This window comes from Micromonospora parva (genome assembly GCF_000718515.1).
Classification (GTDB): domain Bacteria; phylum Actinomycetota; class Actinomycetes; order Mycobacteriales; family Micromonosporaceae; genus Micromonospora; species Micromonospora parva.
In genome coordinates, this window is the sequence record NZ_JNZS01000025.1 from 64965 (window position 1) to 85281 (window position 20317).

A 20317-nucleotide genomic window follows, 5' to 3' on the forward strand; every position below is an offset into this window, starting at 1 on the left:
ATCGATCTGTCACGACAGGCTCTCAACCGGAGGAAGACATGGCCGACATGCCGAGCACCGCCCGTCCCCGCAGCAACGCCGCCCGCATCGTCACCATCGTGGGTTTCGTCTTCGCGGTCCTGGCCCTGCTGCTCAACCCGATCATCTTCGGCGTACTCGGCGTCATCGCGGGCGTCGTCGGCGCCGTGCTGGGCGACAAGCCGCTGGGCTGGTACGCCGCCGTGGCGAGCGTCGTCGCCGCGATCATCAGCCTGGTGATCATCGGCGCGTTGATCAACAACTGACCTCTTCCCCGTCACGGGCCCGCCGGCTACCGGCGGGCCCGTCGTGCGTCCGGGGTCGGCTGTCGGTCAGTCCACGTCGCCGCGCAGGCCGCCCAGGACCTCGTCCAACTCGTCCGGCTTGACCAGCACGTCGCGCGCCTTCGACCCCTCGGACGGCCCGACCACCCCCCGGGTCTCCATCAGGTCCATCAGGCGGCCCGCCTTGGCGAAACCGACCCGCAACTTGCGCTGGAGCATCGAGGTCGAGCCGAACTGCGAGGTGACCACCAGCTCCACCGCCTGCACCAACAGGTCGAGGTCGTCGCCGATGTCCTCGTCGATCTTCTTCTTGCTCTCCTGCGCCGGGGCCAGCACGTCCGGCCGGAACTCCGGCTCCCGCTGGTCCTTGCAGAACTTCACCACGTCGGCGATCTCGCGCTCGGTGACCCAGGCGCCCTGGATGCGGACCGGCTTGGAGGCGCCCATCGGCAGGAAGAGCCCGTCACCACGACCGAGCAGCTTCTCCGCGCCCGGCTGGTCGAGGATGACCCGGGAATCCGCCAGGGAGGAGGTGGCGAACGCCAGTCGGGACGGCACGTTCGCCTTGATCAGACCGGTCACCACGTCCACCGAGGGGCGCTGGGTGGCCAGCACCAGGTGGATGCCGGCGGCCCGGGCCAGCTGGGTGATCCGGACGACCGAGTCCTCCACGTCGCGCGGCGCGACCATCATCAAATCGGCCAGCTCGTCCACGATCACCAACAGGTACGGGTACGGCCGCATCTCCCGCTCGCTGCCCGGCGGGGCCTTGATCTCGCCGTTGCGGACCTTGCGGTTGAAGTCGTCGATGTGCCGGACCCCGTTGGCGGCGAGGTCGTCGTAGCGCATGTCCATCTCGCGGACCACCCAGTCCAGCGAGTCGGCCGCCTTCTTGGCGTTGGTCACGATCGGGGTGACCAGGTGCGGGATGCCCTCGTAGCCGGTCATCTCGACCCGCTTCGGGTCGATCAGCAGCAGCCGGACCTCGTCCGGCGTGGCCCGCGTGAGGATGGAGACCAGCAGGGTGTTGAGGCAGCTCGACTTGCCCGCGCCGGTCGCGCCGGCGATCAGGATGTGCGGCATCTTGGCGAGGTTGGCCACCACGTAGCCGCCCTCGATGTCCTTACCGAGCGCCACCACCATCGGGTGGTGATCGCTGGTCGCCGCCCGCGAGCGCAGCACGTCACCGAGGGCGACGTTCTCCGGGTCGGTGTTCGGGATCTCCACACCGACGGCGCTCTTGCCCGGGATCGGGCTGAGGATCCGGACGTCCGGCGACTTCACCGCGTACGCGATGTTGCGGGACAGCTGGGTGATCCGCTCGACCTTGACGCCGTGGCCCAACTCCACCTCGTAACGGGTGACGGTCGGACCACGGGTGAAGCCGGTGACCGCGGCGTCCACATCGAACTGGTCGAACACGCCGGTCAGCGCGGCGATCACCTCGTCGTTGGCCTTGCTGCGGGTCTTCGCGGCGGCCCCGGCGCTGAGCATGTTGGCCGGCGGCAGGGTGTAGTCCCCGGCCAGCCCGGTCAACGCGAGCTGCTCGGCCCGGGTCGGCGCCGGCGAGTGCTCCGGCGGCTCGACCGGCGGCTTGCGGCTCGCCGGCACCTTCGCCGGAGCCTTGCGCGGCAGCACCATGGTCTCCTGGAGGTCAGCGCCGTCCAGGTCCTCGAAGTCGTCCGGGTCCAGTGGTGGGGGCATCCGCTTGGCCGGTCGCTTGCGGGCCGGCTTCGCGACCGGCTCGTCGACCTCCTCGTCGGTCTCCGGTGCGCCCACCAGCCCGCCGGCGAGCAGACCCAGCCGCTCGGGAATCTTGTTGATCGGCGTCGCGGTCACCACGAGCAGGCCGAAGAGCAGCAACAGGACGAGCAGCGGCACCGCCACCCAGGCGGTCACCGCCCGCTCCAACAGCCCACCGACGCCCGCGCCGATCAGGCCGCCGGCGAAGTCACGTTCCACAGTGTCCACCGGGTCCTGGCCGATCTGGAGCAACGCCGCCGTCGACACCAGCAGCGAACCCCAACCGATCAACCCGCGGCCGCGGTGCTCCGGGTCCGCCGGCTGACGCATCAGCCGCCACGCGCCGATCATCAACAGCACCGGTACGACCACCGAGATCGCGCCCAGGAACAGCCGGATCGTGTCGGCCAGTCGCGCGCCCACCGGCCCCGCTCCGGACAGCCAGAGCGCCACGGCGGAGAGCAGGGCGAGCCCGAACATGAGCAGCCCGGCGCCGTCCCGGCGGTGCTCCGGGTCGAGGTCACGGGCCGAGGCGGCCTGCCGCCCGGCGGCGCGCACGGCCCAGCCCATCCCGTGGGCCAGCCCCATCCACAGTGCACCGATCGCGCGGCCGACGTAGACCGCGGGGCCGGGTCGGGGCGGCGTGGTGCGCCGTCGGACCGGTGCCCGGGTCTTCTTCGCCGGTTGACGGGCACGACTGTTGGTGCCACCGCGCGGCGACGCGCCGCGCCGCCGGCTCGCCTGAGAGGTACGGCCCGCCATAGAGTCACGGTAACGGTGGGGCCGGGCAGATCCCCGCTTTTCCGGGTCGTGTCCGCGCGTCGTAACACGAACCCCACCGCCGGTCGTGATATCCGCCTCAGAAGGGATGCCCCATGGCGTCGCCGGAACTCGCGGGCGATCCGGACGATCCGCTGGCCGGCCACCCTGGCGCACTGCGTCCGCTGACCGGTGACCTGGTCTCCGCGGTGCTCGCTGCCCGTGGCCGGTCCGTCGGCCCGACACCCGACGGCGACCTGGTGGGCCTCTTCGACGACAACATAATCTGGTTCCTCCGCGTCGGCGGTGACGGGGAGCTGCTCCAGATCCGCACCATGGTCGATCCGACCTTCGGCATCGAACGGGTTCCCGACCTGTACGCGTTCTGCAACTCCTGGAACCACGACCGGCTCTGGCCGAAGGCGTTCGTGCACGTCGACGACGACGGTCGAGCCCGGGTGTACGGCGAGGTGATCACCGACCTGGAACGCGGGGTGACCCCCCACCAGCTCGACCAACTGCTCGACTGTGGCATCTCCACCGGCTGCCAGCTGGCCGTGGCGGTCCGTCGACTGCCCGGCGCGGTGCCGTCGTGACCGGCCGGGACGAGTCCACCGGCAACCGCACCGGCACGCCACCCACCGGTCCCGGTGACCGCCTCGCCCGGGGCCGCGTACCGGCGTTGGAGGCCGCGCTCGCCGACGCCCGGGACCTCCCCGACGGTTCGGCCCGGCAGGTGGCCCTGGAACGGCTCGCCGAACGCGCCGACGGGGCCGGCGACGTCCGGTCCGGGATGGACGCCCGGTTCGCGCTGATCGAGGCGTACCTGCTGCACGGGGAGCGGTGGCGGCTGGTCGAGCCGGTCCGGCGCTGCCGGGCGGCCGCCGACCACCGGCCCGACCTCCTCACCGACGCGGAGAACGGGCTGCTGCTGCGCTACCAGCGGTACGCGGTGGAGGCGCTGCTCGGGACCCCCAGGGTCGGGCTGGACCAGACCCGGTCCCTGCTGCACGACCTGGCCCACCGCGTCGGGGCGGACGGCCCGGACACACCGACCGTCGCGGAGCTGCACTGCCGGATCGCCGATCACCTGGGCGACGAGCCCACCGCCCGGCACTGGTACGAGCGGTGGTCCGGGAAACGGCCCGGCCCGGCCGGCGGCTGCCCGGGCTGCGCCTCGGCCCGGCGTGCCGAGCTGCTGGCCGGTTGGGGCGAGTGGCGCGCCGCGCTCACCGAACTCGACGCATCCGACGGCGATCCACGGTCCTGCACCGACCAGCCCGAGCGGGACCTGGTCGCCGGTCTGCTGCCGGCGCTGCGTACCGGCGAGCCGGCGCGGGCGGCGGCGGCACACGTGCGGGCCTACCGCCGGCACCGGCACGAGCGGGCGGCATTCGGGCACCTCGCCGCGCACCTGCGGTTCTGCGCGCTGGGCGGGCACCTGGAACGCGGCCTGGCCATTCTGGCCGAGCAGCTGCCCCGGTTGGACCGGCCGACCGACGATCTGGCCGCCATGGAGTTCGCCGCCGCCGGAGCCCTGGTCTGTGCGCTGGCCGTGGAGGCAGGGCTCGGCGGGCGGACGATGCCCCGCCCGGCGTACGGCGAGCGGACCGCCACCGAGCTGGACGTGGCTTCGCTCGGGGCGCTGCTGCTCGGGGTGGCCAGCGAGTTGGCCGGCAGCTTCGACGCGCGCAACGGGACCGGGCACCACTCCGGACGGATGGCCGCCTGGTTGGCTGAGCACCCCCTCGCGGCGCTGGTTCCGCTGCCCACCGACGACGACGGTGCCGGGCACGACGATCCCGACACCGACCGCCGCGACGTCGAGGCCGAGCTGGGTGAACGCGAGGTGTCCGCGCTCTCCCTCACCATGATCACCGCCGTCCTGGACGGGCGCGGCGACCGGTACGTGCTGGACGAGGGCGGGACGGTGGTCGGCCACTTTGACGGTGCGGTGATCCAGTTCCGGCGGGCCGGTGAGCGCGGTGAGGTGCTGCACGCCCGGGCCATGGCCAACCGTCGGCTGCCGGCGGCCCGCCGCGCCGAGGCGTACGCCTTCTGCAACGCGTGGAACCACGACCGGCTGCTGCCCAAGGCGTACGCGCACGACCTCGGCGACGAGTTGGTGCTTGCCGGCGACGTGGCCACCGACCTGGCGCACGGGGTCGCCCCGGCGCAGCTGCGGGTCCTCATGGACGCCGCCATCGCCACCGGCGTCGCGTACGCCGAGGCGGTCGCCGCGCTGCCCTGACCGCCCCGAACACGGCGAACGCCGGCCCACCCCGTTCGGGTGGACCGGCGTCAGCGGACGTCGCTCAGACCTCGACGACGGTGGGCACGATCATCGGCCGACGACGGTACTTGTCGTTGACCCACCGCCCCACGGTCCGCCGGACGATCTGCTGCAACTGGTGCGGGTCGGTGATCCCGTCGGCCGCGGCCCGGTTGAGCGCCTCGGTGACCAGCGGCACCACCGGGTTGAACGCCTCCGGGTCCTCGGAGAAGCCCTTCGCGGAGAGCGTCGGGCCGGCGACCACCTTGCCGGTGACCGAGTCGACCACGACGGTGGTGGCGATGAAACCGCCGTCACCGAGGATCCGCCGCTCGGTGAGCAACGACTCGCTGACGTCACCGACGGCGAGGCCGTCCACGTAGACGTACCGGCTCTTCACGTGCCCGACCAGGCTGGCCCGACCCTCGACCAGGTCGACCACGTCGCCGTCCTCGCAGAGCACCACCCGGTCGGCCGCGACCCCGGACTCGATGCCGAGCCGGGCGTGGGCGCGCAGGTGACGCCACTCGCCGTGCACGGGCATCAGGTTGCTGGGGCGGACCACGTTGAGCAGGTAGAGCAGCTCCCCGGCGGGGGCGTGCCCGGAGACGTGCACCTTGGCCACGTCCTTGTGCACGACCACCGCGCCGGCCCGGGCCAGCCGGTTGATCACCCGGTAGACCGAGGTCTCGTTGCCGGGCACCAGTGACGAGGCCAGCACGACCGTGTCGCCGGGGGCGATGGTGATGTGCCGGTGGTCGCCGCTGGCCATCCGGCCCAGCGCGCTCATCGGCTCACCCTGCGAACCGGTGGACATCAACACGATCTGCTCCGGCGGCAGCGTGGTCGCCTCCTCGATCCCGATGACCAGGCCGGCCGGGATGTTGAGCAGGCCGAGGTCCCGGGCGATGCCCATGTTGCGGACCATGGACCGGCCGATCAGCGCGACCTTGCGGCCGTGCTCGGCGGCGGAGTCGAAGACCTGCTGCACGCGGTGCACGTGCGAGGCGAACGAGGCCACGATGATCCGGCCCTTGGCCTTCGCGAAGATCGAGTCGAGCACCGGCCCGATCTCCCGCTCCGGGGTGACGAAGCCGGGGATCTCCGCGTTGGTGGAGTCGGACAGCAGCAGGTCGACGCCTTCGGCGCCGAGCCGGGCGAAGCCGGCCAGGTCGGTGATCCGACCGTCCAGGGGGAGCTGGTCCATCTTGAAGTCGCCGGTGTGCAGCACCAGACCGGCGGGGGTGCGGATGGCCACCGCGAGAGCGTCCGGGATCGAGTGGTTGACAGCGAAGAACTCACACTCGAACGGGCCGAGCCGCTCGCGGCCACCCTCCCGCACGGTCAGCGTGTACGGCTGGATCCGCCGCTCGGCCAACTTCGCCTCGACCAGGGCGAGGGTGAACTGGGAGCCGACCAGCGGGATGTCGGGCTTGTGGGCGAGCAGGTACGGCACTGCGCCGATGTGGTCCTCGTGGCCGTGCGTCAGCACGATCGCCTGGACGTCGGCGAGCCGGTCCAGGATCGGGCCGAAGTCGGGCAGGATCAGATCCACACCCGGCTGCTCGACGTCGGGGAACAGCACCCCGCAGTCGACGATCAGCAACTTGCCGTCGTACTCGAAGACGGTCATGTTCCGACCGATGGCGCCGAGCCCGCCGAGCGGAATGATCCGCAGGCCGCCTTCCGGCAACGGCGGGGGTAGTTCCGCCCCGATGTGCGCCTCGGTCACGCGTCCACCTCGTTCTGCGACGCCGTCACTCGACGTCCATCGTTTCGTTCGTTCATTCGGGCAGCTCCAGGCCCGCTGCCGCGAAGTCCGCGCGCAGCTGGGCGATCTCGTCGTCGGTGGCATCCACGAGCGGGGGTCGCACCGGGCCGGCCGGCAGGCCCAGCGACGCCAGGCCCGCCTTCACCAGGATCGTGCCCTGGGTACGGAAGATGCCGGTGAACAGCGGCAGCAGCCGCCGGTGCAGGGACAGCGCGGTCGGCATGTCCCCCGCGTCGTACGCCTCGATCATCTGTGCGGTCAGCGCCCCGGTGAAGTGCGTCGAGGTGCCGACCACGCCCACGCTGCCGACGGCCAGCGCCGGCAGGGTGAGCGCGTCCTCGCCGCTGTAGAAGGCGAGGGTGGTGCGGCTGGTGACCCAGCTGGTCGCGGTCAGGTCGCCCTTGGCGTCCTTGACCGCGACGATCCGGCCGTGTTCGGCGAGCCGGACCAGCGTCTCGGTGTCGATCGGCACGCCGGAGCGGTGCGGAATGTCGTACAGCATCACCGGCAGGCCGGTGGCGTCGGCCACCGCGGTGAAGTGGCGCAGCAACCCGCTCTGCGGCGGCTTGTTGTAGTACGGGGTGACCACCAGCAGGCCGTGCGCACCCGCCTTCTCGGCGGCGGCGGCCAGCTCGATGGTGTGCCGGGTGTCGTTGGTGCCGACGCCCGCGACCACCTTGGCGCGGTCACCGACGGCCTCCACCACGGCCCGGATCAGGTGTTCCTTCTCCGCGTCGGTGGTCGTCGGCGACTCACCGGTGGTGCCGTTGACCACCAGCGCGTCGTTGCCCTGCTCGTCGACCAGGTGGCTCGCCAGCCGGGCGGCGCCGTCGAGATCGAGGGAACCGTCGGGGGTGAACGGGGTCACCATGGCTGTCAGCAGCCGGCCGAAAGGGCGGGACGCCGGTCGGGCCGCGGCGTCGAGGTGGTCGTGCGTCATACCCTCCAACCTAGCGGACGACCAGCCGGGCCCTGCCGGGGAAGGGCTCAGGACGCCTCGTGCGGGCTGGCCGCCACCTCGGTGCCGTCCGGCAGCGTGGAGATCACGAAGTCGGCGAACACGTTCGGGGCGACACCCTGCAGCTGGCGCAGGCACTCCACGGCCAGCTCACGGATCTCCACATCGGCGTGCTCGGTGGCCCGCATCGCGACGAAGTGCCGCCAGGCCCGGTAGTTGCCGGAGACCACGATCCGGGTCTCGGTGGCGTTGGGCAGCACCGCCCGGGCCGCCTGCCGTGCCTGCTTACGGCGCAGCGTCGGGTTCGGCTCGTCGGAGAAGCGCTGCTCGAGGCCCTCCAGCAACTCGGTGTACGCCCGAACGCTCGCCTCGGCCGCCTCCACGAACTTCTTGTGCAGCTCGGGGTCGTCGGCGATGACCGCCGGCTCGACCATGGCCGCGTCCCGCTCCGGGACGTACCGCTGGGACAGCTGGGAGTACGAGAAGTGCCGGTGCCGGATCAGCTCGTGGGTGAAGGAGCGGGACACCCCGGTGAAGTAGAAGGTGACCGACCCGTGCTCTAGCACGCTGAGGTGACCCACCTCGAGGATGTGCGCCAGGTAGCCGGCGTTGGTGGCGGTCGCCGGGTTCGGCTTCTTCCACGACTGGTAGCAGGCCCGACCGGCGAACTCCGCGAGTGCCTGGCCACCCTCCGCGTCGGTCGACCACGGCACGTCGTCCGGGGCCGCGAATTGGGTCCACGCGATCAACTTGACCTGGGGCTGCACCATGTCCGGCATTCCTGGGACTGTAGTGGTGCGGTGCCGGTCGGCCCAACTCAGGCGCGCCCCGTGCAATGTCGATCACTCAGGCAGTGGTGGCGCCGCCGCCGAAGCCCGGGCCGGGATCCAGGGGGCCGGTCCGGCGTCCGGCGTCCGGCGTCCGGCGTCCGGCGTCCGGCGTCATCGTTGCTGGGCCCGGGATCGGGGCGGGCAGTTCCATCGGCGTCCTTTGGAGCTGAATCGTTTGCGACATCAGCGCGGTGGATCGGGCTCTCTCGACCAGGCACGTCTCTCTACCGATGACGGGCTCCCAACCTGACGAGCGCGCCCGAGCGGCCCGAACGGCCCGAGCGGCCCGAACGGCCCGAGCGGCCCGAACAACCCGAACGACCCGAACGACCCGAACGACCCGGCAGCCGCTCCACCCACAAGATCATGCAACATCCTGGATGTAGTGGCATCCCCCGCGCCTGACACCACTACATCCAGGATCGAGCACGATCCCGGGGCGAAATGCGTCGGCCGCGGTGCGCCGCGAGCGCGGTTGCCGGCTGCCTACTGGTGATCGACTCGCGTTTCTGTAAGTCGGGGTGTCCGGGTCGGGTGGATGGCCCCGTTTTCTGAATGCCGAGTCGATCAAGTGGCGGCCGGCGGAGGAGTCCCGTGATGTCGTAAACGGATCAGCTCCAAAGGACGCCGAACAACGCATGCCAGCCCTACATCTACGCGCTGGAGCATCGGGGCACCAGCGCGCCGGACGGAACGGAGACGACGGAGGGTGTGCGGATGAGTGACGAGGAACCCCGGGACAGCGCGTCGGGCGATGGCGCACCTCGGCGCACCAGCGCGTCGGGCGACGGCGGGGTCAGACGTAGAGCGAGGTGAACGGCGCCCAGGGCAGGTTGCGGAGCACCGAAAAGGCCAGCCATGCGGCCAGGAAGCCGCCGATGACCCTCGAGCTGATCCGCAGCTCGGGCATTCGCCACCCGAACGCCTGACTTCCTGCCCAGGCCACGAAGAGGTACGCCAGGAACGGCAGCGCGAAAATGAACACGAAGTGGTGTCGGGCGGCGGCCGGAAGGTCCCCGTGCAGCACGTACCAGAGGGCGCGGGTGCCACCACAGCCCGGGCAGTCCAACCCGGTGGTCAACTTGAGCAGACAGGTGGGCGCGGCATCCGGGTCGGCGTGCGTCGGATTGCTGAGCAGCGCGTAGCTCATACCGACGGCGACGCAGCCGACCGCGGCCAGCGGCACCGCCCAGCGCGGGGAGCGTTCGTAGAGCCGCAGCACGAACCGGGTGAGCCGGTCCGGCTCGGGTGCCGGGTAACCGCCCAGCGGGGTCGCCGGCCAACCCTCCGAACCGTCGGCCAGGGCGGCCTGGTGCACCGCCCCGGGGGCGGGCTGCGGCTTGTCGACCGGTCCGGGAACGCTCGTCACGCGCTCACGGTACACCGGACACGCCGGCCAACGCGGCGGTGAGCGGACCGGCCAGGTCGCCGGCCGCGGGCGGTGCCACCGCGTCCAGGCCGAGCCAGCCGGCCAGCCGGTACAGCTCGGCGGCGAGCGCCACCGCCGTCTCCCCCGGGTCGGCGCCGGGCTCGAGCCAGGCGGCCGGGACCAGCAGCACCTTGGCCTTGCGGTCGGCCTTGAGGTCGACCCGGGCGGTGAACCGGTCGCCCTGCAGGAACGGCAGCACGTAGTAGCCGTAGACCCGCTGTGGCGCCGGGACGTAGATCTCGATCCGGTAGCTGAAGTCGAACAGCCGCTCGGTGCGGGCACGTTCCCAGATCAACGGATCGAAGGGGCTGACCAGTGTGTTGCCGCGCACCCAGCGCGGCAGCCGGGCGGACGCGTGCAGCCACGCCGGCTGTCGCCAGCCCGCCACGGTGACCGGCACCAGCTCACCGGCCTCGGCCAGCTCCGCGACGGCCTGCCGGGCGCCGGCCAACGGCAACCGGAAGTAGTCGCGCAACTCCGGCTCGGCGGCCACCCCAAGCGACCGCGCGGCGAGGGCCACCAGCGTGCGGTACGCCTCGGCGTCGCTCGGAGTGGGCGCGGCCAGCGCCGCCGCCGGCAGCACCCGCTCGGGCAGGTCGTAGCGGCGGGCGAACGAGGTGCTGCGCTCGGCGGCGGCCACCTCCCCGGCCCAGAACAGGAACTCCAGGGCCCGCTTGACGGCCGACCAGTTCCACCCCCAGTTGCCGGTCTCCCGGGGGGCGTCGTGCTCGATCTCGGCGGCGGTCAGCGGCCCCCGGGCGGCCACCTCGTCGCGGACCCAGGCGACCAGCTCCGGCTGCTCCTGCGCGATCCGCCGCATGCCGCCCCAGGATTCGCTGCGCGCGCGGGCCATCCGCCAGCGCAGCAACGGGTGCAGCTCGACCGGGACCAACGACGCCTCGTGGCCCCAGTACTCGAACAGCTCCCGCGGGCGCCGGTAGGCGGCCTGGTCGAGCAGTGTGGTCGGGTACGGCCCGAGTCGGCTGTAGAGCGGCAGGTAGTGCGCGCGTTGCAGCACGTTGACCGAGTCCATCTGGATCAGCCCGACCCGGCTCAGCACCCGACGCAGGTGCCGGCGAGTGGGCACACCCGTCGGCGCCGGGTCGGCGAAGCCCTGTGCGGCGAGCGCCACGCGGCGGGCCTGGGCGAGCGAGAGTGATTCCGGTGTGGTCATCGTCGGCGACCTTAATTCATCGGTACGACGCCGGTGCGGGAAGCTGGACGTGACGACCAACGAGGCATAGAACGGTGCAATGCTGACCATCCGTCGGGAGGAGCCGGACGACGCCGAGGCGGTCGCCCGGGTGCACGTGCACGGCTGGCAGGCGGGCTATGCCGGCTTCATGCCGGACGAGGTGCTCGGGCGGCTCAACGTGGTGGCCTGGGCGCAGCGTCGCCGCGACGTCGGCACCGCCGATCCGGAGCACCCGTTCACCACACTGCTCGGCGAGGTGGACGGGTTGGTGGTGGGCTTCACCACCTTCGGGCCGTACCGCCGCAACCAGGACCGGGACGACCTGGACCAGACGGTCGGCGAGGTGGTGGCGCTCTACGTGGAGCCGGCCCGCTGGGGTGACGGGACCGCCGCCGCGCTGCTGGACGCGGCCCGGAGCGGGCTCACCGAGCGCGGCTGGGCGGGGTACCGGGCGTGGGTGCTGGCGGACAACCGGCGGGCCCGTCGGTTCTGCGAGCGCGCCGGCCTGTCACCGGACGGTGAGCGGTCGACCTATCAGGTGCCGCTGGCCGGCGGGGGCCCGCCGGTCGGGCTGGTCGAGCTGCGGTACGCCGGACGCCTCGACCGCTGACCCGTGCGGGGTCAGCCACCGGCGGATCGGCAGGAAGGCCAGCAGCGCCAGACTGATCCACACGTAGGCGTTGCTGCCCAGGAAGCCGTCCACCCCGGTGAAGTCCTTCTCCCAGAACCAGACGGTGCGGCTGATCAGCAGCGCGTACCCGATGGTCGCGGCGACGAGCAGGACCCGCCGTCGGCGGCCGGCCGGCGCGGCCATCGCGTTGTCCACCAGGAGGATCAACGCGGGCAGCAGCCAGACCAGGTGGTGCACCCAGGTGACCGGGCTGACCAGGCACATCACCGCACCGGTCAGCGCCAGGCCGGTCGCCTCGTCGCCGGCCGCGACGGCGGCCCGGGACCGCCAGGCCCAGAGCGCCAGGGTGCCGAGCACCAGCAGCAGCCACAGCAGCGTGCTCGGGTGTTCCGGGTCGAGCCGGGCGACCACCCCGCGCAGCGACTGGTTGGAGACGAAGGCCAGCTCACCCACCCGACCGGTGTTCCACAGCGCCTCGGTCCAGAACTCCCGGGACGCGTCCGGGAAGAGCGCGGCGGCCAGCAGCGACACCCCGGCCGCCGTGCCGCTGGCGGTGAGCGCGGCCCGCCACCGCCCGGTCACCAGCAGGTAGACGATGAACACGCCCGGGGTCAGTTTGATCGCTGTGGCGAGGCCGATGCCCACTCCGGTCCACCGGCTGCCCGCCGGCAGCAGCCGCAGCAGGTCCACCGCCACCAGGAAGAGCAGCAGCGTGTTGACCTGGCCGAAGTTGACAGTCTCCCGCATCGGCTCGAACGCGGCGGCCAGGCAGAGCGCCACGGCGAGGGCGAACCACCGGGTCCAGCCGGCGCGGCGGGCGATCGGGTCGACCAGCCACCAGATCAGCACCGTGGTGGTGGCCACGCTGGCGAGCACGCTCACCACGATCGCCGCCGTCCACGGCAGGTACGCCATCGGCAGCATGGCCAGTGCGGCGAACGGCGGATAGGTGAAGCCGTACTGGGTGCCCGGCTTGAGGTAGTCGTAGATCTCCCCGCCGTCGTGCACCCACCAGGTCAACGCACCGTAGTAGACCTTCAGGTCGAAGAACCCGTGCCGGACGGCAGCCACGGCCAGGAACCCGGTGACCGCCGCGGCGAGCACCACCACCCCGACGACCTGCGCGGTCGTCCTGTTGGCACCCTGCGCCACCGTCGTCTCCCCCGCCCTGCGTAGGCTTCCGTCCCATGGCTCTCGGGTACGTCCGCCCGGCGCGTCCCGAGGACGCCGGCGAGATCGCACGCATCCAACTCGCGACCTGGCGGGTCGCGTACCGCCGGATCCTGCCTCGGCATGTGCTCGACAACCTGGACGAGGCGTTCCTCGCCCGGCGGTGGAGCGCCGCGGTGCTGGAGCCGCCCTCGGGCAAGCACCGGGTGCTGGTCGCCGTCGAACAGGCCGAGCAATCGTATCTGGTGGGGTTCGCGGCCTCCGGCCCGGCCGACGGCGAGGCCCTGGCGCCGGGTGAGCCGGCCGAGGCGCTCGGCCCGGACGTGGCGGCGGTGACCGACCTGCTGGTGGAGCCGCGTTGGGGCCGGCGGGGGCACGGCAGTCGGCTGCTCGCCGCCGCCGTCGACCTGTGGCGGGAGGACGGCCTGAGCCGGGCGGTGGCCTGGGCGTTCGAGGGCGACGAGGCCACCCGGAAGTTCCTTACCAGCACCGGGTGGGAGCCCGACGGGGCGGCCCGCGCGCTCGACGTGGACGACATGCTGGTGCCTCAGGTGCGCCTGCACGTCGCCGTTCCGGCCGAGAAGGTCGAGTGACAGGTGTGGCGGACCCGGATCGGGGCCGCCACACCGAACCAGGTCAGCCCTTGTCCGAGCCGTCGTTGGCGTCGCGGACGAAGTAGCGCTGGAACACCACGAAGATGATCGCCACCGGGATGGTGGCCAGCAGCGCGGCGCCGAGCTTGAGCGGGTACTGGGTGCCCTTGCCGAGCGAGCCGCTGACCAGGTCGGCCAACCCGCGCGGCAGGGTGAACAGGTCCGGGTCCTGCACGGACACCAGGCTGTGCGGGAACTCGTTCCAGGAGCCCTGGAACGACAGGATGGTGAGGGTGATCAGGGCCGGCTTCGCCATCGGCAGCACCACCGACCAGAAGGTGCGGAAGATGCTCGCCCCGTCGATCCGGGCGGCCTCCTCGACACTGACCGGAATCGACTCGAAGAACTGTTTCATGATGAACACGCCGGCCGCGTCGGCCAGCAGTGGCACCACCAGACCGGCGTAGCTGTTGTAGATGCCGAGCTGGTTGAGCACCAGGAACTTCGGGATCAGCAGCACCACCCCGGGCACCGCCATCACCGCGATGACGGCGGCGAACAGTCCGCTGCGGCCGCGGAACCGCAGCCGGGCCAGCGCGTACCCGGCGAGCGAGTCGAAGAAGACCCGGCCGAGGGTGACCAGCACCGTCACCAGCAGCGAGTTGCCCAGCCACAGGGGGAAGTTGGTGCCGGCGAAGATCCGTTCGAAGCCGGCCAGGGTGAGCGGGTCCGGGAACGGCGACAGCGGGTTCGCCGCCGCGTCGGGCTCGGTCTTGAGCGCGTTGCCGATCTGGATGACGAACGGGTAGAGGAACACCAGCCCGAAGAAGACCAGCGTGGCGTACCCCAGAAAGCGGGTGGCCAGGGTGCGGGCCGCGCGGTGCTGACGCCGCGCGGGCACCGCCGCCGGGCGGTCGGTGAGCACGGCCATCTCAGGACCTTTCCGGTACGCGGCGACGCCGCCAGCCGCGGCGCGGCCGGTCGGTGTCCCGCTCGGCCAGTGCGCGGCGCTGGATCAGCGTGAGCACGATGATGATCAGGAACAGGACGAACGAGATCGCCGCCCCGGAGCCGTAGTCGAAGTCCCGGAAGGCGGTCCGGTACGACAGGTAGGCGGGGGTGAGCGTGGTCTTGGCCGGGTCGCCCTGGCTCATCACGTACACCTGGTCGAAGACCTGCCAGGAGCCGATCATCCCGAGGGTGAGCACGAGGAAGGTGGTGGGCCTGATCATCGGCAGGGTGACGTACCGGAAGCGCTGCCACCGGGACGCACCGTCGAGGGTGCTGGCCTCGTCGAGCGTGACCGGCACGTTCTGCAGCCCGGCCAGGAACATCAGCATGAACGTGCCGGAGGTGGTCCAGACGACCAACGTGATGATCGAGATCATCGCCACGCTCGGGCCGGCCAACCAGTCCCACCAGCTCAGCCCGAACGGCCCGCCGTCGGCCAGCGCCGCCGGCGGCGAGTCGACGCCGAACACGCCGAACAGCAGGTGCAGCACGCCCCGGGAATCGGCGAACCACTCGGGCCCGTCGATGCCGACGAAGCCGAGCAGGGCGTTCACCGCGCCGGAGTTGGCGAAGAGGAACAGGAACACCACGCTGATCGCGACCGAGCTGGTCACCGAGGGGAAGTAGAAGGCGCTGCGGAAGAAGCTCTTGCCCTTGAGCATCCGGTTGTTGACGACCAGGGCCAGGCCGAGCGCGAGCACCGTCTGCGCCGGCACCACGATCGCCACGTAGTAGATGTTGTTGCGGATGCTGGTCATGAAGTCGCGCCGGGCCAGCCCGTCCTCGGTGAACAACTGGGTGTAGTTGCGCGCGCCGACGAACGGGACGTCGCCGGTGAAGGGACTGCCCTGGCCGTTCCAGTCGGTCAGGCTGACCCAGAGCGCCATCAGGATGGGCAGCAGCAGGAACAGTCCGAGAATGACGATCACCGGGGCGACGAAGAGCCAGCCGGCGAGGTTCTCGTCGCGTCGGGTGCCGCCCCCGCGTCGGCGCGGGCTCGACCCGGTCGCGGTGGCCGTGGCGGTCAGTGTCTCGGTTGCCATCTTCCCTCCCTTCCTCTCTCCGGCCGACGTGCGGCGGGGGCCCCGGTGGTCGCCGGAGCCCCCGCCGTCACCTCAGCTGCCGCCGAGCGCAGCCTTGGCGTTCTTGTCGAAGTTCTGCAGGACGGTCTTGGGGTCACCGTTGGCCAGCCCCTGCAGACCGGTGTCGAGGTCCTTGAGGACGCTGTCCATCTTCGGGGCGTTCACCGGGCCCTGGGCGTACGCGGCACCGTCGACGAACACCTTGTCCGCCGGGAAGGCGGCGGTGTACCGGTCGCGCGCCGACTGGCGGGACGGCATGACACCGAACGCCTTCGCGAAGGTCATCTGCTGCTCGCTGCTGGTCATCGCCTCGACGAACTTGATCGCCTGATCCTTGTACTTGCTCTTCGCGGCGATGCCCCAGCACTGGGTGAAGGAGAGCGTGCCCTGCCCCTTGGGGCCGGCCGGCAGCGCCACCACCTTGTACTTCACGTTGGGGAAGTCGTTCTGCAGGGCACCCTTGATCCAGTTGCCCTCGATGGTCATCACGGCCTTGCCCTTGCCGAACGCCTCACCGGACCAGCCGGCGTCGAGCTGCTTGGGGTACTTGGCCAGCCCGGTGCTGAGCATGGTCTTGACGTACTGGAGGGCGGCGAGGTTCTCCGGGGTGTCAGCGGTGGGCTGCTTGCCGTCCTTGCTGACCAGCCAGCCGCCGTTCTGCACCATGAAGGCACCGATCCGGTCCCGGGTGTCGCCGAGGGCCAGCGGGACCTGCCCCTTGGCCTTGATCTTCTGGGCGGCGGCGGTGAGCTGCTCCCAGGTCGTCGGCACGTCGGCGTCGGTCAGCCCGGCCTTGGTCCACAGGTCCGTGTTGATCTGCAGGGCCAGCGTGGAGAAGTCCTTGGGCGCGCAGTAGAGCTTGCCGTCGTACGTGAAGGCGGTACGCAGGCTCTCGTAGAAGTCACCGGAGTTGCTGACCTTGTCGCCGTACGGCTCGAGGGCGCCGACGCTGGCGTAGTTGGCGAACTGGGCCGCGTCCACGTAGAAGACGTCCGGTGGGGTGCCGCCGGCGAGCGCCTGACCGAGTTGCTGGGTGAGGTCCTGGGCCGGGGTCACCGTCGCGGTGTTGCCGGAGCTGCTGGCCCACGTCGCGGCGGCGTCCTGCACGGCCTTGGTCTCGGCCTCGCCGGACGAGCCGATGAGGATCTGCAGGCTGGCCGGGCCGCTGGACTGGGCGGTGTCGCCGGAGGAGTCGTCGAAGCCGCTGCCGCAGGCCGCGGAGCCGAGGAGGGCGACGGCGGCGAGGCCCGCCACCGTTGCCCGGGTGATTGTTCGAGGTGCCATGGTTTCTCCTGGTGGGGGGGGTGTGGCTACGCGGTGTGCCGCAGTGCCAATGAGGGCTGGAGCAGCACGGGGCTGGGGGTCTCGTGGTCGCCGTCGAGGACCCCGGTGAGCAGGTCCACGCAGCGGGCGGCGGCCTCGCCGAGCGGCTGGCTGACGCTGGTCAGCCCGACCGCCGCGGCCACCGGTGTGTCGTCGAAGCCGATCACCGACACGGACGGGTCGACGCCGCGGATCGCCTGGAGGGCGCCGAGGGCGAGCGAGTCGCTGGCGCAGACCACCGCGCTCGGCGCCACGGCGACGAGCAGGTCACGCATCAGACGTTCGCCCTCGGCGATGCCGTCCTCGGTCTCCCGGTGCAGCCCGGTCGGGTCGACGCCGGCCGCGTGCAGCGTGTCGCGCCAGCCCGCCCGCCGGTCGTCGCCGACGCCGGAGCCGACCGGCCAGCCGATGAACGCGATCCGCCGGTGGCCGGCGTCCAGCAGCCGCCGGGTGGCCTGGGCGGTGCCGGCGGCGCCGTCCACATCCACCCAGGGGTGTGCGTCGAGCGCGTCCCACGGGCGGCCGAAGGTCACGAACGGCACGTCCCGGTCGGCGAGCCATTGGGTACGCGGGTCGCCGTACTTGGTGCCGACCAGCACGAACGCGTCCAACTCGTAGGTGCCGAGCAGGTCGCCGTAGGTGGCGATCTCCCGTTCGTCGTCGGTGGCGGTGTAGAGCAGCACCCGGTAGCCGGCCGCGTCGGCGGTCTCGGTGAGGCCGTGCAGGAAGCGGTCGAGCACGGAGCCGTTGATGCCGTCGCGGGTCGGCTCGATCCGGGCGGCGATCAGGCGGGACCGGCCGGTGCGCATCTGCCGGGCGGCCTGGTTGGCCCGGTAGCCGAGCGCGTTGATCGCGTCCTCGACCCGCTGACGGGTCTCCTGCCGCACGATGTGCGGGGCGTTGAGCACGTTGGACACCGTCTGCCGGCTGACTCGGGCGTGCCGGGCCACCGTCGCGATGGTCACCTTTTCGGCCACTTAATCCCTCTCGCCATCTTGAACGATCCAATTTGGATAAGGCAGGATTGGATCGTTCAAGTTTCTGGAATGTTTCGCACTTTGCACCGCCAGGGGCCGCGTTGTCAAGACGTCCGCCCCGCACCCCGAGGATCTGGAGCCACACCGTGATCGAACGCCAGCTGCAACCCCTCCTGCACGAGTTGGTCGGGGTGGTCTTCGCCCCCACCAGCGCGCTGGGGGACGCGACCGGGCAGATCCGCCCGACCGGCGTCCAGGGCGTCTTCCACGCCGATGCCCGGGTGCTCTCCCGCGCCGAGCTGCTTGTCGACGACCAGGAGCTCGAAGGGCTGACCCGGGGCGACGTCGGACCGCACGGCGCGCACTTCGTGAGCCTGGCCCGCTGGCTCGGTGACCCCACACCCGACCCCACCGTCCGGGTCGACCGGACCCGCCGGGCCACCCGCAACGGTCTCACCGAGGAGCTGCGCATCCGCTCCACCGCCACTGTTGGCGTACGGGCCACCGTCTCCGTCGACCTCGGCTGCGACCTCGCCCCCATCGAGGTCGTCAAGTCCGGTCGCGCCACCGACGCGCTGGCAGCCAGCACCGGCCAGCCCGGCACGCTCACCTGGACGGGCACCGGGATCACCGTCACCGTCACCGCGCCAGGCGCCGACGTGCTCGCCGACGGCGAGCGGGCCACCACTCCCCGGCTGGTCTGGCCGGTCGACCTGCCCCCCGGCGGCGAGACCGTGCTGCGCTGGCAGTTGGCCGTCGACGACCCGCGCGCCGTCGTCGTCGGCCCGGCCGGCGAGCCCGAATGGTCCCGACCCGAGGTGAGCGCCGACGACCGACGCCTCGTCCGGCTGCTCGACCGCAGCCTCGACGACCTGCGGGGCCTCCGGCTGGCCGAGACCGGCGCCCCGGGGGACGTGTTCCTCGGCGCCGGGGTGCCCTGGTTCCTCACCCTGTTCGGCCGGGACAGCCTCTGGGCCGCCCGGATGATGCTGCCGCTCGGCACCGACCTGGCCGCCGGCACCCTGCGCGTCCTCGCCCGCCGGCAGGGCACCCGGATCGACCCGACGACCGGCGAGGCCCCCGGCAAGATCCTGCACGAGCTGCGGCGCCACGAGTTCGCCCTGCCCGAGAACGGCCTGCACCTTCCACCGGCGTACTACGGCACCGTCGACGCCACCATGCTCTGGGTCAACCTGCTGCACGACGCGTGGCGGTGGGGAATGCCCGCCGAGCAGATCGAGCCCCTGCTGCCGCACCTGGAGGCGGCGCTGCGCTGGCTCGGCGAGCACGCCGACCCGGACGGTGACGGCCTGGTCGAGTACGTCGACACCACCGGTCGCGGGTTGTCGAACCAGGGGTGGAAGGACTCCGGAGACGCCGTCCGATTCCACGACGGAACCCTGGCCACCGCGCCGATCGTGCTTGCCGAGGTGCAGGGGTACGCGCACGAGGCCGCCGTGAACGGGGCCGCCCTGCTGGACGCCTTCGGCCGACCGGGCGCCGACCGCTGGCGCGAGCACGCCGCCGCGCTTGTCGACCGGTTCCGGAAGAGCTTCTGGGTCGACGGCCGCCACGGCCCACAACCAGCGCTGGCCCTCGACCGCGACAAGCGCCCCGTCGACTCGCTGACCAGCAACATCGGCCACCTGCTCGGCACCGGCCTGCTCGACCGCGACGAGGAGGCGCAGGTCGCGCACCTGCTCACCACCGACACGATGGCCGCCGGGTTCGGACTGCGCACCATGTCCAGCGACGATGCCGGCTTCAGCCCGCTGTCGTACCACTGTGGCTCGATCTGGACCCACGACACCGCGATCGTGCTCGGTGGGTTGGCCCGCGCCGGGCACCGCGACGCCGCCCTCGGCCTGGCCGACGGACTGCTCAGCGCGGCCGAGGCGTTCGACTACCGGATGCCGGAGCTGTACGGCGGCGACGACCGGGCACTGGTGAACCGTCCGGTGCCGTACCCGGCCGCGTGCCGACCGCAGGCCTGGGCCGCGGCGGGTGCGGTGCTGCTGCTACAGGCGGCCACGGGGCTCTACCCGGACGTACCGGCCGGCACGGTCCGGCTGACACCGCTGGCCGGGCCCGAACTCGGCGCGCTGCATGTGGACGGACTGCGCGTGGGCGGCGCTCCAGTGACCGTCACCGTCGACCGCACCGGCGAAGCCACCATCACCGGCCTGCCCACCCCCCTGACCCCACCTCTCCCCACCCAACGCCGCCCCACCACCCAACCCCTCCCCCAATAGCCCCCGCCCCGCCCTCGCC

General features: G+C 71.8%; 17 protein-coding genes. 6 read left to right on the forward strand and 11 right to left on the reverse strand.

What is annotated here, in order from left to right; translation table 11 throughout:
* The first annotated feature begins 38 nt into the window (after positions 1-38).
* Positions 39-284: a hypothetical protein gene (locus IF22_RS0127165; protein ID WP_030336834.1), complete on the forward strand. Its 246-nt coding sequence runs from the start codon at positions 39-41 to the stop codon at positions 282-284.
* Positions 285-350: 66 nt separating this feature from the next.
* Here IF22_RS0127165 and IF22_RS0127170 read toward each other — a convergent pair whose 3' ends face one another.
* Positions 351-2807 carry an FtsK/SpoIIIE family DNA translocase gene (locus IF22_RS0127170; protein WP_036412384.1) on the reverse strand — a complete coding sequence of 819 codons (2457 nt, stop codon included), beginning with the start codon at positions 2805-2807 and terminating at the stop codon, positions 351-353.
* Positions 2808-2920: 113 nt separating this feature from the next.
* On the opposite strand from IF22_RS0127170, the gene IF22_RS0127175 reads away from it, so the two are divergent.
* Together IF22_RS0127175 and IF22_RS0127180 are read left to right on the forward strand one after the other, a co-directional pair.
* Positions 2921-3400 carry a YbjN domain-containing protein gene (locus IF22_RS0127175; RefSeq protein WP_030336839.1) on the forward strand — a complete coding sequence of 160 codons (480 nt, stop codon included), beginning with the start codon at positions 2921-2923 and terminating at the stop codon, positions 3398-3400.
* Positions 3397-5055 (forward strand): type III secretion system chaperone family protein, encoded by a 1659-nt coding sequence (locus IF22_RS0127180; protein ID WP_081884068.1) that lies wholly within the window; start codon positions 3397-3399, stop codon positions 5053-5055. The genes IF22_RS0127175 and IF22_RS0127180 overlap by 4 nt, the downstream gene beginning before the upstream one ends.
* 64 nt (positions 5056-5119) lie before the next feature.
* Here the strand turns inward: IF22_RS0127180 and IF22_RS0127185 are convergent, their stop codons facing one another.
* From IF22_RS0127185 to IF22_RS0127210, 5 genes are all read right to left on the reverse strand, one after another.
* Positions 5120-6808, reverse strand: coding sequence for a ribonuclease J (locus tag IF22_RS0127185; protein ID WP_030336843.1), 1689 nt, complete (start codon positions 6806-6808; stop codon positions 5120-5122).
* Positions 6809-6860: 52 nt separating this feature from the next.
* Positions 6861-7787: a 4-hydroxy-tetrahydrodipicolinate synthase gene (gene dapA, locus IF22_RS0127190; protein WP_030336845.1), complete on the reverse strand. Its 927-nt coding sequence runs from the start codon at positions 7785-7787 to the stop codon at positions 6861-6863.
* Positions 7788-7834: 47 nt separating this feature from the next.
* Complete coding sequence (gene thyX, locus IF22_RS0127195; protein WP_030336847.1) at positions 7835-8575, reverse strand: FAD-dependent thymidylate synthase; 741 nt, start codon at positions 8573-8575, stop codon at positions 7835-7837.
* 856 nt (positions 8576-9431) lie between these two features.
* The gene (locus tag IF22_RS0127205; RefSeq protein WP_051708812.1) at positions 9432-9953 is read right to left on the reverse strand and encodes a DUF2752 domain-containing protein; all 522 of its coding nucleotides are present in this window, start codon (positions 9951-9953) and stop codon (positions 9432-9434) included.
* A gap of 55 nt (positions 9954-10008) precedes the next feature.
* The gene (locus tag IF22_RS0127210) at positions 10009-11238 is read right to left on the reverse strand and encodes a winged helix-turn-helix domain-containing protein (protein WP_030336852.1); all 1230 of its coding nucleotides are present in this window, start codon (positions 11236-11238) and stop codon (positions 10009-10011) included.
* 79 nt (positions 11239-11317) lie between these two features.
* On the opposite strand from IF22_RS0127210, the gene IF22_RS0127215 reads away from it, so the two are divergent.
* Complete coding sequence (locus IF22_RS0127215; protein WP_030336855.1) at positions 11318-11869, forward strand: GNAT family N-acetyltransferase; 552 nt, start codon at positions 11318-11320, stop codon at positions 11867-11869.
* Here IF22_RS0127215 and IF22_RS0127220 read toward each other — a convergent pair.
* A complete protein-coding gene (locus IF22_RS0127220) occupies positions 11768-13042 on the reverse strand; it encodes a glycosyltransferase 87 family protein (protein ID WP_030336857.1) in 1275 nt (424 codons plus the stop codon). The two genes, IF22_RS0127215 and IF22_RS0127220, sit on opposite strands and share 102 nt — an antisense overlap.
* A 35-nt stretch (positions 13043-13077) precedes the next feature.
* Between IF22_RS0127220 and IF22_RS0127225 the strand changes: the two genes are divergently transcribed.
* The gene (locus IF22_RS0127225; RefSeq protein WP_030336858.1) at positions 13078-13653 is read left to right on the forward strand and encodes a GNAT family N-acetyltransferase; all 576 of its coding nucleotides are present in this window, start codon (positions 13078-13080) and stop codon (positions 13651-13653) included.
* A gap of 43 nt (positions 13654-13696) precedes the next feature.
* Here IF22_RS0127225 and IF22_RS0127230 read toward each other — a convergent pair whose 3' ends face one another.
* From IF22_RS0127230 to IF22_RS0127245, 4 genes are all read right to left on the reverse strand, one after another.
* Positions 13697-14584, reverse strand: coding sequence for a carbohydrate ABC transporter permease (locus IF22_RS0127230; RefSeq protein WP_030336860.1), 888 nt, complete (start codon positions 14582-14584; stop codon positions 13697-13699).
* A gap of 1 nt (position 14585) precedes the next feature.
* The gene (locus IF22_RS0127235) at positions 14586-15707 is read right to left on the reverse strand and encodes a carbohydrate ABC transporter permease (protein ID WP_030336863.1); all 1122 of its coding nucleotides are present in this window, start codon (positions 15705-15707) and stop codon (positions 14586-14588) included.
* A gap of 72 nt (positions 15708-15779) precedes the next feature.
* The gene (locus IF22_RS0127240; protein WP_030336866.1) at positions 15780-17030 is read right to left on the reverse strand and encodes a sugar ABC transporter substrate-binding protein; all 1251 of its coding nucleotides are present in this window, start codon (positions 17028-17030) and stop codon (positions 15780-15782) included.
* 26 nt (positions 17031-17056) lie between these two features.
* A complete protein-coding gene (locus IF22_RS0127245; RefSeq protein WP_030336869.1) occupies positions 17057-18046 on the reverse strand; it encodes a LacI family DNA-binding transcriptional regulator in 990 nt (329 codons plus the stop codon).
* A 146-nt stretch (positions 18047-18192) separates the two neighbouring features.
* On the opposite strand from IF22_RS0127245, the gene IF22_RS0127250 reads away from it, so the two are divergent.
* Positions 18193-20298 carry an amylo-alpha-1,6-glucosidase gene (locus IF22_RS0127250; protein ID WP_036412387.1) on the forward strand — a complete coding sequence of 702 codons (2106 nt, stop codon included), beginning with the start codon at positions 18193-18195 and terminating at the stop codon, positions 20296-20298.
* The last annotated feature ends 19 nt before the right edge of the window (positions 20299-20317 follow it).